This is a genomic window from Mycobacterium novum, from assembly GCF_010726505.1.
GTDB lineage: Bacteria > Actinomycetota > Actinomycetes > Mycobacteriales > Mycobacteriaceae > Mycobacterium > Mycobacterium algericum.
The window spans coordinates 2959178-2973676 of sequence record NZ_AP022562.1 but is presented as its reverse complement, the minus strand read 5'-3'; the positions used below and the strand labels follow the sequence as shown (position 1 = coordinate 2973676).

10 protein-coding genes and 2 pseudogenes are annotated in these 14499 nt (G+C 70.5%); 4 read left to right on the top strand and 8 right to left on the bottom strand.

Annotated elements, in window-relative coordinates:
- Window positions 1–50 precede the first annotated feature (50 nt).
- Together G6N19_RS13770 and secY are read right to left on the bottom strand one after the other, a co-directional pair.
- Window positions 51–602, bottom strand: a complete 552-nt coding sequence (locus G6N19_RS13770) for an adenylate kinase (protein ID WP_013830227.1) — start codon at window positions 600–602, stop codon at window positions 51–53.
- Window positions 599–1930: a preprotein translocase subunit SecY gene (gene secY / locus G6N19_RS13765; protein WP_013830228.1), complete on the bottom strand. Its 1332-nt coding sequence runs from the start codon at window positions 1928–1930 to the stop codon at window positions 599–601. Before secY ends, G6N19_RS13770 begins: the two co-directional genes overlap by 4 nt.
- Window positions 1931–2239: 309 nt before the next feature.
- On the opposite strand from secY, the gene G6N19_RS13760 reads away from it, so the two are divergent.
- The 3 genes from G6N19_RS13760 to G6N19_RS13750 are packed head-to-tail and all read left to right on the top strand — an operon-like array spanning window position 2240 to window position 5369.
- Entirely contained in the window at window positions 2240–3172 is a 933-nt protein-coding gene (locus G6N19_RS13760; protein ID WP_013830229.1) for a class I SAM-dependent methyltransferase, read from the top strand.
- A gap of 5 nt (window positions 3173–3177) precedes the next feature.
- Window positions 3178–4086: a class I SAM-dependent methyltransferase gene (locus G6N19_RS13755; protein ID WP_013830230.1), complete on the top strand. Its 909-nt coding sequence runs from the start codon at window positions 3178–3180 to the stop codon at window positions 4084–4086.
- A 50-nt stretch (window positions 4087–4136) separates the two neighbouring features.
- The gene (locus G6N19_RS13750; protein ID WP_193465127.1) at window positions 4137–5369 is read left to right on the top strand and encodes a serine hydrolase domain-containing protein; all 1233 of its coding nucleotides are present in this window, start codon (window positions 4137–4139) and stop codon (window positions 5367–5369) included.
- A gap of 50 nt (window positions 5370–5419) precedes the next feature.
- On the opposite strand, the gene G6N19_RS13745 is transcribed toward G6N19_RS13750, so the two are convergent.
- The 3 genes from G6N19_RS13745 to G6N19_RS13735 all read right to left on the bottom strand — a co-directional run bounded on the left by G6N19_RS13745 (window position 5420) and on the right by G6N19_RS13735 (window position 9055).
- The gene (locus G6N19_RS13745; protein WP_013830232.1) at window positions 5420–5725 is read right to left on the bottom strand and encodes a DUF732 domain-containing protein; all 306 of its coding nucleotides are present in this window, start codon (window positions 5723–5725) and stop codon (window positions 5420–5422) included.
- 86 nt (window positions 5726–5811) lie between these two features.
- Window positions 5812–7605 carry a signal peptide peptidase SppA gene (gene sppA, locus G6N19_RS13740; RefSeq protein WP_193465126.1) on the bottom strand — a complete coding sequence of 598 codons (1794 nt, stop codon included), beginning with the start codon at window positions 7603–7605 and terminating at the stop codon, window positions 5812–5814.
- A 58-nt stretch (window positions 7606–7663) separates the two neighbouring features.
- On the bottom strand, window positions 7664–9055 hold the full coding sequence (locus G6N19_RS13735) for a PPE family protein, SVP subgroup (RefSeq protein WP_083037853.1): 1392 nt from the start codon (window positions 9053–9055) through the stop codon (window positions 7664–7666).
- 227 nt (window positions 9056–9282) lie between these two features.
- On the opposite strand from G6N19_RS13735, the pseudogene G6N19_RS13730 reads away from it, so the two are divergent.
- Window positions 9283–9450 (top strand): annotated as a pseudogene (locus G6N19_RS13730) (transposase); the annotation flags it as partial.
- Here G6N19_RS13730 and G6N19_RS13725 read toward each other — a convergent pair.
- The 3 genes and pseudogenes from G6N19_RS13725 to G6N19_RS21630 all read right to left on the bottom strand — a co-directional run bounded on the left by G6N19_RS13725 (window position 9447) and on the right by G6N19_RS21630 (window position 14499).
- Window positions 9447–9695 (bottom strand): DUF732 domain-containing protein, encoded by a 249-nt coding sequence (locus G6N19_RS13725; RefSeq protein ID WP_049793053.1) that lies wholly within the window; start codon window positions 9693–9695, stop codon window positions 9447–9449. The pseudogene G6N19_RS13730 and the gene G6N19_RS13725 overlap by 4 nt on opposite strands.
- Before the next feature lie 78 nt (window positions 9696–9773).
- Window positions 9774–11562 (bottom strand): annotated as a pseudogene (gene sppA, locus G6N19_RS13720) (signal peptide peptidase SppA).
- Between the two features lie 72 nt (window positions 11563–11634).
- Window positions 11635–14499: a collagen-like protein gene (locus G6N19_RS21630; RefSeq protein ID WP_193465125.1), complete on the bottom strand. Its 2865-nt coding sequence runs from the start codon at window positions 14497–14499 to the stop codon at window positions 11635–11637.

The window sequence follows — 14499 nt, the reverse complement described above, 5'->3', positions numbered from 1 at the left end:
AGCTCCCCCGGGCTGCGATGCGGCACCCGCCGCTTCGGCAGTCCGATCACTTAGCGTCCCAGCGCCTTCAGCAGCCGGCCGAAGACCTCGTCGACGGTGCCGAGCGCATCCACGACGTGCAGCTCGTGTTCGTGCTGGTAGAAGTCCAGCAGCGGCGCGGTCTCCTCGCGGTAGACGATCATCCGGTTGTGGATGACCTCGGCGGTGTCGTCGGCGCGGCCCCGCTCCCGCAACCGGGCGAGCAACTCGTCCTCGCTGACCCGCAGCTCCAGCACCGCGTCCAGCTTGGTGTTGCGCTCCTCGAGCATGTCGTGCAGCGCCTGGGCCTGTTCCACCGACCGGGGAAAGCCGTCGAGGATGAAACCCTTGGCGGCGTCCTCTCCGTCGATGCGGTCGGCGACCAGCGCGTTGGTCAGCTCGGAGGGCACCAGGTCACCGGCGTCCAGGTACGCCTTGGCCTTGCGGCCCAGCTCGGTGCCCTGGGCAATATTGTTGCGGAACAGATCGCCGGTGGAGATCTGCGGGACACCCAGCTCTTGGGCCAGTTTGACGGCCTGCGTGCCCTTGCCCGCCCCGGGCGGTCCCAGCAGGATGACTCTCACTTGAGGAACCCTTCGTAGTTGCGCTGCATGAGCTGGCTCTCGATCTGCTTGACCGTGTCAAGGCCGACACCGATCATGATCAGCACCGCGGTTCCGCCGAACGGCAGGTTCTGCACCGTCCCGGAGTTGCCCATCTGCAGGAACAGGTTGGGCAGCACGGAGATCACGCCCAGGTAGATCGAACCCGGCAGCGTGATCCGGTTGAGCACGAAACGCAGGTAGTCCGCGGTCGGGCGTCCCGGCCGGATCCCCGGAATGAACCCGCCGAACTTCTTCATCTCGTCGGCGCGCTCGTCGGGGTTGAACGTGATCGACACGTAGAAGTACGTGAAGAAGATGATCAGCCCGAAGTACACGGCGATGTAGACCAGGTTGGACGGATCCGACAGGTAGGTGCTGACGGCCTTGTCCCACCAGCTGTTGCCGACACCGCCACTGCCGCTGCGGACCAGCTGGGTGACCAGCTGCGGAATATAGATCAGCGAGGAGGCGAAGATGACCGGGATGACGCCGGCCTGGTTGACCTTGAGCGGCAGGTACGTCGAGGTGCCGCCGTACATGCGCCGGCCGACCATCCGCTTGGCGTACTGCACCGGGATGCGGCGCTGCCCTTGCTCGACGAAGACCACACCGACGACGATGACCAGCGCGGCCAGGCAGACCATGGTGAAGACCAGGCCGCCCCGGGAGTCCAGGATGGTCTTGCCCTCGATCGGGATACGAGCGGCGATACCGACGAAGATCAGCAGCGACATGCCGTTGCCGATGCCGCGCTCGGTGATCAACTCACCGAGCCACATCACCAGCACCGCGCCGGCGGTCATCACCATCACGATGACGACCAGGGTGAAGATGCTGTGGTCGGCGATGATGTCGTGGCGCAGGCTGCAGGTCTGCAGCAGCCCGCCATTGGCGGCCAGCGCCACGATGGACGTCGCCTGCAGCACGGCCAGTGCGACCGTCAGATAACGGGTGTACTGCGTCATCTTATTCTGGCCGGACTGGCCTTCTTTGCGCAGCTCCTCGAAGCGCGGGATGACCACCGTCAACAGCTGCACGATGATGCTGGCGGTGATGTAGGGCATCACGCCGATGGCGAACACCGTCAGTTGCAGCAGCGCGCCGCCGGAGAACAGGTTGATCAGCGAGTAGACCTGCGCCGCGTCGCCGCCGCTGACCTCCTTGATGCACTGCTGCACGTTCTGGTAGTCGACGCCGGGCGACGGGATGGCCGCCCCGAGCCGGTAAATGATGATGATGCCCAGCGCGAACAGGATCTTGCGCCGTAGGTCGACCGTCCGCAGTGATGAGATGAAAGCCGAGAACACTCTTCTCCTCCTGCGCAGCCGAGGTCCGGTCGCGGCGTGCCATTGGGCTGGTTTCTTCCGGCCCGTGTTAGTCCTGGGTGGTCCTGCGCTTTCGCATCGACGCGCCGACCGGTCATGATGCGGCCACACGTGTCTTCAGGCGCGTCAGCAGTCTACGAGACTAACAGCTCAGCGCCGCGGGCCGGGCAGCCGCAGGGACACCCGCCTGCCAGCGGAAGATCAGCGAACCGGCGTACAGTCGTCGATAGCTCATTAAATACGCTAACTAACTTTCGGGCCGGCCGCCGGTCCAGATAAGGAGTATGCGCGATGGCACAAACCGGCCGATTTCCTGGCGACACCTGGGACCTGGCCTCCAGCGTGGGCGTCACCGCAACCGGCGTGGCCGCGGCCCGCGCGATGGCCGGCCGGGCCGAACACCCCCTGATCGACGACCCGTTCGCCGAGCCCTTGGTGCGCGCCGTCGGGCTGGACCTGTTCACCGGACTGGCCAGCGGCGAGATCGACCCCGCCGACCTGGGCGACGACAGCCCGATGGGCATGATGCGGATGGCCGACAACATGGCGGTGCGCACTCGGTTCTTCGACGACTTCTTTCTGCAGGCGACCGAGGCCGGGATCCGGCAGGCGGTCATCCTGGCCTCGGGTCTGGACTCCCGCGCCTACCGACTCCCCTGGCCCGCCGGCACCGTCGTCTACGAGGTCGACCAGCCCGAGGTGATCGAGTTCAAGACCCGAGTGCTGTCCGAGCACGGCGCGGCGCCGACCGCTCAGCGCCGCACGGTCTCGATCGACCTGCGCGAGAACTGGCCGGCGGCGCTGCGAGCGGCGGGCTTCGAGCCGGGTCGGCCGACCGCCTGGAGCGCCGAGGGATTGCTGGGTTACCTGCCGCCGGAAGCGCAGGACCGACTGTTGGACACCATCACCGCACTGAGCGCGCCGGGCAGTCGGGTGGCCACCGAGAGCATGCCGGGCCTGGACGGCGACACCGAGGAGCAGGCTCGGCGGCAGATGCGCGAGGCCGCTGACCGGATGCGCAGCCACGGCCTCAACCTCGACATGACCGAACTGCTCTACTTCGGCGACCGCAACGAGGCCGGTTCCTATCTCGCCGACCACGGCTGGCAGGTCAGCAGTCGCGGCGTCGGCGAGTTGTTCGCCGCGCACGGACTGCCGCCGCTGCAGGAGGGTGACGGTCCCGGGTTCGGCGGGCTGTCCTACATCAGCGCGATCCGGGGCTGACGGGCATGGCGCGCACCGAGAACGACAGCTGGGATCTGGCGTCCAGCGTGGGTACCACCGCCACCATGGTCGCCGTCGCCCGCGCCCTGGCCACCGCCGAAGCCGACCCGCTCATTTCCGACCCGTTCGCCGCACCGCTGGTGCGCGCCGTGGGCATCGATTTCTTCACCGGGATGCTCGACGGGACGCTGGAACCGGCGGTGGCCGCCGAGGCCCGCGCCGCTGCCGAACCCATGACCGCCGTGATGGCGGTCCGCACCCGGTTCTTCGACGACTTCTTTCTGCAGGCGACCGAGGCCGGGACCCGGCAGGCCGTCATCCTGGCCGCCGGATTGGATTCGCGGGCCTACCGCCTGGCGTGGCCGCCGGGTAGCGCGGTCTACGAGATCGACCAGCCCGATGTGATCGAGTTCAAGACCAGCACCCTGGCCGAACTGGGCGCCCAACCCACCGCCGACCGCCGGACGGTTGCCGTCGATCTGCGCGACGATTGGCCGGCCGCCTTGCGCCGCAACGGGTTCGACGAGACCAAACCGACCGCGTGGAGCGCGGAGGGCCTGCTCATCTATCTGCCCCCGCAGGCGCAGGACCGGCTGTTCGACAACATCACCGCGCTCAGCGCGCCGGGCAGCCGGCTGGCCACCGAGTATCACCCTGACGGCGCCGCCGCGCTCGGCGACTCGAACCAGTCGCTGGGTCAGCGGTTCGCCGATCAGGGCCTGGATCTCGACATGGCCAACCTGGTCTACGCCGGCGAGCGACACCCGGTCGGGCCCTATCTGAACGAGCGGGGGTGGCAGGTGAACGAACGCACCCGAGATGAGGTCTTCGGCTGCTACGGCCGCAGCTTCCCCGACGGCGACATCGTGGCCCGGCTGCGCAGTTCGGTGGCGATCGAAGCGCTTCGCAGCTAGCTGCGCCATTCGGCCCATCCCTGACCGCCGGCCACGGTATAACCACACCAATGGTGCTCAAGGTCGATGTTCCGCAGGACCTGATCGGCGGCGACGTCGACGAGGGCTACGGCAAGGTAGCGGACGCGTTTCGCGCGAATTTCGCCGGCGGCCACGAGGTGGGTGCCGCCGTGACGGTGTACCGCGACGGCGTCAAGGTCGTGGACCTGTGGGGCGGCTACCGCGACGGCTTCACCCGGCAACCGTGGCACCGGGACACCATGGTCAACGTCTTCTCGTCCACCAAGGGGGTGGCGGCCCTTGCCGTGGCGCTGGCGGTGTCACGGGGCATGTTCGGCTACGACGACAAGGTCGCCGACCACTGGGCCGAGTTCGCCCAGGCCGGCAAGGGCGACGTCACGATTCGCGACCTGCTCGGCCATCGGGCCGGGCTCTGCGCGCTGAAACCCGCGCCCACCCTGGCCGACATCGCCGACCCGGATCGGCTGGCGCCGATACTCGCCGCCCAGAAACCGCTCTGGGCTCCGGGCACCCGGCACGGGTATCACGCGATCACACTGGGCTGGTACGAGTCCGAGCTGATCCGCCGCACCGACCCCGCCGGGCGCACCCTCGGCGGCTTCTTCGCCGACGAGATCGCCAACCCCCTGGGACTCGACCTGCACATCGGTCTACCGGCTTCGGTGCCACGCGACCGGGTGGCGCTGCTGCACCAGTGGAAACGGGCCGAGTCGCTGCGGCATCTGGGCGTGATGCCCGCGGCACTGGTGGCCGCGTCGTTCAACCCGTTCGGTCTGCTGGCGCGGGCGAGTTCCTTGCCGCGCGACATCAAACCCTGGGACGGCGACTACAACCGCGACGACGTGCGCGCCGTCGAGATCCCGTCGGCCAACGGGATCGGCGCCGCGTCGGCGATCGCGCGACTCTACGGTGCCGCGGCAACCGCAGATCCGTTACTGGCCCTGGGCGCCGGGGTGCGTGATGCGCTCACCGCGCTGCCGGCGCCGCCATCCCGCGGCGAGCGTGACAAGGTGCTGGGCGTCGAGGTGGTGTTCTCGTTGGGGCTGTCCAAACCGGCGTTCGGCGCGGTGTTCGGCTCCACCGACAAGGCTTACGGCACACCAGGTTTCGGCGGCTCGTTCGGATTCGCCGACCCCGACACCGGTGTCGGCTATTCGTACGTGATGAACCGTCTGGGTTTTCACCTCTACAGCGATCCTCGGGAGCTCGCGCTGCGCCAGGCGTTGTTCGGCGACGTGCTGGGCGCCCGGCCGCAGACCTAGACGGCCGCCGCCCGCGGCGCCCCGGCACAACCCAGCTCGTGCCGCGACGGCTACATGTGCTCCGGGCAGTAGTGCGCGGTGGAGATGGCGGCGAACTGGCCGGCCGTCTGAATGGTGAAACCGGGGTTGGTGGCCTGCACCGCAACGACGGTGTCCATCGGGGACAGTCCCGCGTCCATCAGCTGGCACACCGCGCGGCCGGCAGAGACGGTGGCCTGGTCACTGGCCCGGTGGCTCAGTCCCGCCCCCGACAGGGTGGCCAGGAACTGCCCGTCGACGCCGGAGGGCGCGGCGTGGGCGGGAGCGGCCAAGCCGACCATCGCGCTCAGACCCGCCAACAGCAGTAACCGTTTCATGCCCGTAAGCGTGGCCGGCGCTCGTTAAGCAGGCGTTACCGAGCTTTTACTGCGGCGAAGCGCTTTGTTGAATCTGTGTTACACGCTCACCAGCGCGATTCCCCCAGCCACAGCACGTGGGCGCCGTTGACCGACCGTTCCGCCTGGTCGAGGATCCCGGCCAGCGATCGCATCAGCAGGCCGCCGACGGCGTCGGGCAGCGACGCCGCCGGCTGCGAGGACTGCCGCGGCCGGACGAAGTCCCACAGCGACGACCCCGGGTAGGACACGGTGCGGACCTGCGCGTCCTCGTCCAGCCCGGCCAGCACCTTGGCGCGTCGCACCGCGGCGCGCAGTCCGCCAAGCTCGTCGACCAGGCCGCGTTCGGCGGCGTCGGCACCGGTCCACACCCGCCCGCGCGCGACCGCGTCGACCGCCTCGGTGGACAGGTTGCGGCCTTGCGCGACCCGCCTCACGAAATCGTTGTAGAACAGGTCGGCTACGTTCTCGACCTGGCCCTGCTGTTCGGCGGTGAACGGGGCGTTGATCGACCAGGCGTCGGCGTTGGCGCCGGTGCGCACCGTGTCGGTGCCGACCCCGAGGCGGTCCTTGAGCTCGCGGGCGACCAGCTTGCCGGTCACCACCCCGATCGATCCGGTGATGGTGCCGGGGTTGGCGACGATGGTGTCCGCACCCGTCGCGATGTAATACCCGCCGGACGCGGCGACCGCGCCCATCGACGCCACCACCGGCTTGCCGGCCTCCCGGGCCTGCTGCACCGCCCGCCAGATGGTTTCGGACCCGGTGACCGAGCCGCCGGAACTGTCGACCCGGAGCACGATCGCGGCGACGTCGTCGTCGGCGGCCGCCTCACGCAACGCCGCCGAAATCGTGTCACCGCCGACGCTGCGGTTGCCGAATGGCGGCAGCTGCGGCCCGCCGGCGCCGCTGACGATGGCGCCGGCCACCGTCACCACGGCGATCGCCGGCTTATTCTTGCGGCCTGGCAGGGCCGGCAGGCTCGGTGCGGGTACCAGCGGATTCCCGGCGGTCGCGTTCACGTAACGCGTCAGGTACAGCCGGGGCGGCGCCTCACGGTCATCGGCGTCGACCGGCGATCCGCCGCCGGCGACCAGCTCGGCGATCCTGTCGTAGGCCTCGTCACGGAAGCCGATCCGGTCGATCAGGCCGCCCCCGACCGCGTCGTCACGCAGCAGTGGCGCGCGGTCGGCCAGGGCATCGACTGCGCCGGCGTCCAGGTTCCGGGATTCGGCGACGGCGGCGCGCACCTGGGTGTGCAGGCTCTCCACCAGCGCGGTGTCGGCCTCTCGATGGGCATCGGTGTAGGAATCCTGGGTGAACAAGTTGGCCGCCGATTTGTATTCGCCGCGCGCGACGAACTGCGCCTCGATACCGGCCTTGCCGAGCGCGGTGCGCAGGAACGTCGCGTTCGTGGCGAAGCCGATCAGCCCGACCATGCCCGAGGGTTGCAGCCATACCTCCCCGAAGGCCGATGCCAGATAGTAGGACAGCGTCCCCGGGTAGGTTTCGGCCCATGCCAGCGACGGTTTGACGGCGGTGAACTCGGCGATCGCGGCCCGCAGCTCCTGGACCGGGCCGGCCGCTGCCGCCGAAAGCTGCACCCGCGCAATCAATCCGGCGACTCTAGGGTCGTCGGCCGCCCGGTGAATCGCGTCCACCAGGTCGCGCAGTACCGGCGGTTGGGCACCGAAACGGATCAGTGCCAGCGGGTCGAAGCCGCCGGTCTCGTGCGGCATGGTCTGCAGGTCGAGTTCGAGGACGACGCCGTTGGGCACACCGCGGTGCCGGGCGGTGTCGATACGGCGGGCGACGCCGCGCAGGTCGTCCAGGCCGGGGACCCCGGGCAGCAACGAGAACATGGATTGAGCCTACCGACGTCACACGGTGACGGGGAGCGTGATCGCCCGCGCCGCGGCCTCACCGGCCCGACAGCGGATCCAGGCTCATCAGGCGCTCTTTGTGTTTGTTGAACTCCACTTCGGTGATGATTCCGGAATCGCGCAGCGAGGCGTACTCGCGTAACGCTTCAGCGATCTCTTTGGCCGCGGTACTCGACGGCCTCTCCTGGGCGGGGGCGGTCGACCGGGTGTTCTCCCGGGCGGGGAGCACAGCGCCGGCCAGGGCGCGCCCGGCCATCCCCGTCAGTGCCGCTTGCGCGCCCAGCATGCCGAAACCGCCACCCGCGGCGCTCGGGGCGGCATTGACGCCGGTGCCGGTGGTCTCCGCAGCGGCCAGCCGGACGTCCGGGAGCGCCTCGGCCCACGTCGGCGGCACCGACAACCCGCCGACCAGGCCCGACTCGCCCATACTCCCCGCCGCCGAGAGCTTCAGCAGGGGGAACCCCTTGAAGAAACGCGCCCAGTTGTGCCAATCCCCGAACCCGCCGAGCCCGAGGGTGCCCAGTGGGCCGCCGTCCGCGGCCCTCCCCACCTCATCGGAGTCGACCGCGCCGGTAACCAGGCCGATCCGGTTGAGCCGTTCCATGATGTCCGTGGTTGAGGGTTCGTTGCTGGCCGCGAACGAGCTTTGGAACTGGCTGTAGATGCGCTGGAAGAAATTGGCACTCCCGATGATGGTGTGGTACGCCGAACTCGCGCTGATCCCCGAAACACCGGCCGCGGTGGCCTGTCCCACGACCGGGTCGGCCGCCGCGGGCGCCGCCATCGGCAATGCCAGCTGTTGCAGCGTCTGGGGCACACCCGCCAGTGCGTTTTGGGTCTGGGTCGCCGTGGCACTGCCGGCCGCCTGCGCCGCCGCCGCGGTGGTGTTGTCGGATCCGTCGGAGTTGGCGGCCTTCGGCGGCGCGGTGAACGGCGTCAGTTGCGTGGCCGTCGACGCCGCGGACGCGTAGCCGAACATCGCCGCGGCGTCCTGCGCCCACATCTCGGCGTATTCGGCCTGGTTGGCCGCGATGGCCGCGGTGTTCTGGCCGAAGATGTTGGTGGCGAGCAACGTGAGCAGCTCGGCGCGGTTCGTCGCGATCACCGGCGGCGGCACGGTGGCCGCGAACGCCTCCTCATAAGCCGCCACGCCCGCCCTGACCTGGGCGGCGGTCTCAGCGCACTGCACGGCGGTGGTGTGCATCCAGGCCAGGTACGGCGATACCGCCGCGGCCATCAGCGCCGCTGTGGAGCCCAGCCATCCGGTGCTGGTCAGATCGGTGACCAGCGAGGCGTAGGAGGCCGACGCGGCGTCGAGTTCGGCGGCCAGCCCATCCCATGCCGCGGCAGTCGCCGAGATCGGCCCGGGTCCCGGTCCGGCGTACATCAGGGCGGATTGGATCTCCGGCGGAACCAACCCGAAATCCATGCCCTCGCTGCCTCGCCCTCACACCAGTTCCGTGTACACCCGTTTGGAAGACTGTACTAGAGACGCGTTCGGCAGACACAGCCAATGCTCAGCTCTTCCGACTTGATGGGGGTACTGGGGTGACCGATTCGGATCGTGTCGGTGACTGATTGAGGGCTCGCGCCCTTGTGAACTGGGTGTTCTTCACGCATCCAACACAAGAAGGGCGCGAGCCTTGTCCAACGATAGGCCTGACAAATGCCCGCAGTGAAGGCTACAACCGGATCGTCAAGCACGTCGGCCGGACCGCCTTCGGCTTCCGTAACCCCACCAACCAACGCCGCCGAGTACGGTGGGCCTGCACCCGCCAATCACGGCGAGCGCCACTCAGAGCCAGGCGGCTACGCCCCTGCTAACTCGGAAGAGCCTGGTTGGTGGCCTGCACCGCGACGACGGTGTCCATCGGGGACAGTCCCGCGTCCATCAGTTGGCATACGGCGCGGCCGGCGGAGACGGCGGCCTGGTCATTTCCGGTGTGGCTCAGCCCGGCGCCGGTCAGGGTGGCCAGGAACTGCCCGTCAACGCCCGTGGGTGCGGCGAGGGCGGGGGCAGCGAGGCCGATCATCGCGCTCAGACCCGCCAACAGCAGTAACCGTTTCATGCTCATCAGCATGGGCGGCACGCGTTACGCGGGCGTTACTAAGCTTTTTCTGTCGCGCAAGCGTTTGTTGAATCTGTGTTACATCCAGCGGGATTCCCCGAGCCAGAGCACCTGTGCCCCGCTGATCGATCGCCCCGCCTGTTCGGCGATCCCGGTCAGCGAGCGGACCAGCAGGGCCCCGACCGCATCGGAGAACGCCGCCGCCGGCTGCGACGACTGGCGGGGCCGGATGAATTCCCACAGCGACGAGCCGGGATAGGACACGGTGCGGACCTGCGCGTCGGGGTCGAGCCCGGCCAGTACCTTGGCGCGCCGCACTGCGGTGCGCAGGCCGCCCAGCTCGTCGACCAGGCCGCGTTCGGCGGCGTCGGCACCGGTCCACACCCGCCCGCGCGCCACCGCGTCGACCGCCTCGGTGGACAGGTTGCGGCCTTGGGCGACCCGCACCACGAAATCGTTGTAGAACAGGTCGGTTTCGGTCTCGACTTGCCCCACGGGGCGTTGATCGACCAGGCATCGGCGTTGGCGCCGGTGCGCACCGTGTCGGTGCCGACCCCGAGGCGGTCCTTGAGCCCGCGGGCGACCAGCTTGCCGGTCACCACCCCGATCGATCCGGTGATGGTGCCGGGGTTGGCGACGATGGTGTCCGCACCCGTCGCGATGTAATACCCGCCGGACGCGGCGACCGCGCCCATCGACGCCACCACCGGCTTGCCGGCCTCCCGGGCCTGCTGCACCGCCCGCCAGATGGTCTCCGACCCGGTGACCGACCCGCCCGGGCTGTCCACCCGCAGCACGATGGCGGCGACATCGTCGTCGGAGGCGGCCTCGCGCAGGGCCGCGGCGATCGTGTCGCCGCCGACACTGCGGTTGCCGAACGGTGACAGCTGGGGGCCACCGGACCCGCTGACGATGGGCCCGGCCACGGTCACCACCGCGACGGCCGGTTTGTTCTTGCGGCCCGGAAGGGACGGCAGGGGCGTAGTCGACACCGGACGCCCGGCGGTCGCGTGCGCGTACCGCGTCAGGTACAGTACAGCAGCCTCGGCGGGGCGTCGGGGCCATCGGGATCAGCTGCCGAATCCCCTGGGCCGCCAGCGAGTTCAGCGATCCGGCCGTAGGCCTCGTCGCGGAAGCCGATCCGGTCGACCAAGCCCGCCTGCACGGCGTCGTCACGCAGCAACGGCGCCCGGTCGGCCAGCTCGTCGACGACGGCGGCGTCCAGATTCCGGGATTCGGCGACGGCCTGGCGCACCTGCGCGTGCAGGCTCTCCACCAGAGCGGTGTCGGCCTCCCGGTGTGCGTCGGTGTAGGAATCCTGGGTGAACAGATTGGCCGCCGACTTGTATTCGCCGCGAGCAATGAATTGCGCTTCGATTCCGGCCTTGTCCAGCGCGGTGCGTAAGAACGTCGCATTGGTGGCGAAGCCGATGAGGCCCACCGTCCCGGACGGTTGCATCCAGATTTCGCCGAACGCCGACGCCAGGTAGTAGGACAGCGTGCCCGGGTAGGTCTCGGCCCAGGCAAGCGACGGCTTGACCGCGGTGAAGTCGGCGATGGCGGCGCGAAGCTCTTGGACCGGGCCGGCAGCCGCCGAAGAAAGCTGCACCCGCGCAATGAGTCCGGCGACCCTGGGGTCTTCGGCCGCGCGGTGGATCGCAGCCACCACGTCGCGCAGCACCGGGGGCTGGCTCCCCGAACGGATCAGCGCCAGCGGATCGAACCCACCGGTTTCGTGTGGCAACGACTGCAGGTCGAGTTCGAGCACCACACCGTCGGGCACGCCGTGATGGCGAGCGGTGTCGATACGACGGGCTACGCCGCGCAGGTCGTCCAGGCCGGGTACCCCGGGCAGCAGGGAGAACATGGATTTGAGCCTACCGGCGTCGCGGTCACCGACCGCGGTGTTGGCTGCGGGCGTTCATCGGGTGATGTTCTGCTACAGCAGACCCCCGGGCGCCCCGGCGCCACCGGCGCCACCCGTTTGACCGCTCGGCCCTTCACCCGGCTCACCAGCGGCACCATTGCTGTTGGTTCCGCCGTCGCCGCCAGTGCCGCCGATCGCGCCACCGTTGCCGCCGTCGCCGCCGTCCCCGCCGGCGCCACCGATGAGGTTGAGCACGCCGGGACCAGCGGTACCACCCAGTCCGCCGTCACCGCCGATCGTGCCGGGTGCGGTGCCGGAGCCGCCGGTACCGCCGTCACCACCGTCCCCGCCGGCCAACACGTTCGCCAGGCCCGCGCCACCGTCGCCGCCCTGACCGCCGGTGCCACCGGTGCTTCCCGCGATGTTCCCGGCGGCACCCCCGGTGCCACCGTCGCCGCCGTCGCCAGCCCCGAGGGCACCGACCACCGCGCTGCCCCCGGTACCGCCCTGCCCGCCGGCACCGCCGTTGCTGCCGGCAGCGTCACCGGCCGCCCCACCGGTGCCACCGGTGCCTCCGGTCCCGCCGAGTGCGCCGACGACAGCGGTCGCACCTTGTCCGCCCTGGCCACCGGCACCACCGATGCTGTCGGTTTGATCGGCCGCGGCACCACCGGCGCCGCCCTGGCCGCCGGCACCGCCGACAACACCTGCGACCAGCCCGCCGCCACCGGTACCGCCCTGCCCGCCGACGCCGCCGATGCTGCCGCTCTGGTCTGCCGCGGCACCACCGGTTCCGCCGTTGCCGCCGACGCCGCCGAGAGCGTTGGCAACGGCGCCGACCGAACCCTGACCGCCCTGGCCGCCGGTACCGCCGACGCCCGCGGCACCTTGATCGGCGCCGCTGCCGCCGCCCACGCCGGCGACGCCGCCGGTTCCACCGGTTCCGGCGGTACCGGTCGATCCGATCCCGACCAGGGCCGAGCCGGCATTGCCGCCCGTGCCGCCGACCCCGCCGTCGCCACCGGCTCCATTGGCACCGGCAGCTCCGCCATCGGCGGTACCGGCGAGGCCGCCGACGCCGCCGGTGCCGCCGGTGCCGCCGGAAGCGCCGTCGCCCGGGGTGACAAGGCCCCCGATTGCCAATGTCGCGTTGCCGCCGTTGCCGCCGGTGCCGCCGTCCCCGCCGACACCACCGGTTCCGCCGTTGCCGGCGTTGTAGCCGCTACCGCCGGTACCGCCGGTTCCACCGCTCCCGGCCGCACCACCAGCTTTGCCATCGGTGGCGGGGGTAAGTACGAAGCTGTCCTGACCGTTTGCTCCGGCGAACCCGGTACCGCCCTTGCCGCCGGTTCCGCCGTCCCCGCCGTCGCCCTGCTGAGCGTGGGTGGCGCCGTCGGTTTCCAGGCCGCCCTGTCCGCCATTGCCGCCGGTTCCGCCCTTGCCGCCGGTACCAGCGGCCAGGGTCGTGGTGCCAGCCGTGCCTTGCGCACCGTTGCCGCCGACGCCACCGTCGCCACCGACGCCCGCGTGACCGTCTGCCCCGGTGCTGCCGGCGCTTCCGGCGTTCGCCGGGTTGTTTCCGGCCCCGTCGAGGCCGCCGGCGCCGGCGGTGCCGGACGTGCCGCCGTGGCCGGCGTTGCCGCCGGTGCCACCCGTCCCGCCATTACCGCCATCGACACCATTCGCCGTGGGCGAGGTGTACCCGGTGCCGCCGGTTCCGCCCGCACCGCCGTCGCCGCCCTGACCGCCGTCGCCGGCGTCACCGCCCTTCCCGCCGGCACCGACGTTGCCGTTGGTGCTGCCGGTACCCGCGGCGCCGCCCTGGCCACCGGTGCCGCCGTTGCCGCCGACCCCGCCGTCGATGCCATCGCCACCGGTACCGCCGGTGCCGCCGGTGGGGCTGCCCACCGTTCCCGTCGTCCCGGTGTTGCCGGTGCTGCCGTTGCCGCCAGTGGTGCCGGTCGCACCGTCGCCGCCGGCACCGCCCTCGCCGCCGTTGCCGCCGACACCTTGCAGACCGGTTGTGCCGTCTGTTCCGGAGTCGGCCCGGTCGACACCGGCCCCGTTCAGGCCGCCGAGGCCCGCGGTACCGCCTTCGCCGCCCTGCCCGCCGGTTCCGCCGGCGCCACCGGTGCCGCCGTTGCCGCCTGACAGCCCGGTGGTGCCGGGTTGGTCGTAGCCGGCGCCGCCGGTGCCGCCGTTGCCGCCGGTTCCGCCCTGGCCGCCGATGCCACCGTTGCCACCGATACCGCCGGCGCCCACCGCGCCGTCTGTGGAACCCGTGCCTGCCGCGCCGCCCTGGCCGCCGGCCCCGCCGTTGCCGCCAGCTAGACCCTGTCCGCCGGTGTGCCCGGTCTCGCCGGTGCCACCGTCGGGTGCCTCGCTGGTTCCTGCCGTGCCCACGCCACCGTCAGCACCGGTCTCCCCGATCCCACCGGCCGCGCCGTTGCCGCCGTTGCCGCCCACGCCGCCGTTACCACCGGCACCCAGGTCGCCGGCGACACCATCAGCACCCGAACTCGCCTGACCATTGAGGCCACTACCCCCGGCACCACCGTGGCCGGCCGCACCCCCAGCACCCCCGGCACCACCGGAACCACCAACCGCACCATCACCACCAGAAGTACCCGCCACCGCACTCACATCAGCCGCAGCGTCATACCCATCACCACCATCACCACCACGACCACCGGTACCACCGGTACCACCATTGCCCCCAGCACCACCTACACCACCAACACCCTGGGTGCCATCGGTGGAACCATGACCGGCCGCACCACCATTGCCCCCAGCACCACCATCACTGCCGGCACCACCAGCCTGACCCGTGCCCCCAGCACCACCAGCAGTCGCCACCGACGTCGCCGTCCCATCGACGCCGTCCTCACCGTCGGTGCCGACTCCACCGGCAACCCCATCAAACCCGCGACCACCCAC

Excerpts from the sequence above, each read along its gene's own strand:
- G6N19_RS13760 (WP_013830229.1), top strand. The coding sequence starts at position 2,240 with ATGGCACAAACCGGCCGATTTCCTGGCGACACCTGGGACCTGGCCTCC.
- G6N19_RS13755 (WP_013830230.1), top strand. The coding sequence starts at position 3,178 with ATGGCGCGCACCGAGAACGACAGCTGGGATCTGGCGTCCAGCGTGGGT.
- G6N19_RS13750 (WP_193465127.1), top strand. The coding sequence starts at position 4,137 with ATGGTGCTCAAGGTCGATGTTCCGCAGGACCTGATCGGCGGCGACGTC.
- G6N19_RS13745 (WP_013830232.1), bottom strand. The coding sequence starts at position 5,725 with ATGAAACGGTTACTGCTGTTGGCGGGTCTGAGCGCGATGGTCGGCTTG.
- sppA (WP_193465126.1), bottom strand. The coding sequence starts at position 7,605 with ATGTTCTCGTTGCTGCCCGGGGTCCCCGGCCTGGACGACCTGCGCGGC.
- G6N19_RS13735 (WP_083037853.1), bottom strand. The coding sequence starts at position 9,055 with ATGGATTTCGGGTTGGTTCCGCCGGAGATCCAATCCGCCCTGATGTAC.
- G6N19_RS13725 (WP_049793053.1), bottom strand. The coding sequence starts at position 9,695 with ATGAAACGGTTACTGCTGTTGGCGGGTCTGAGCGCGATGATCGGCCTC.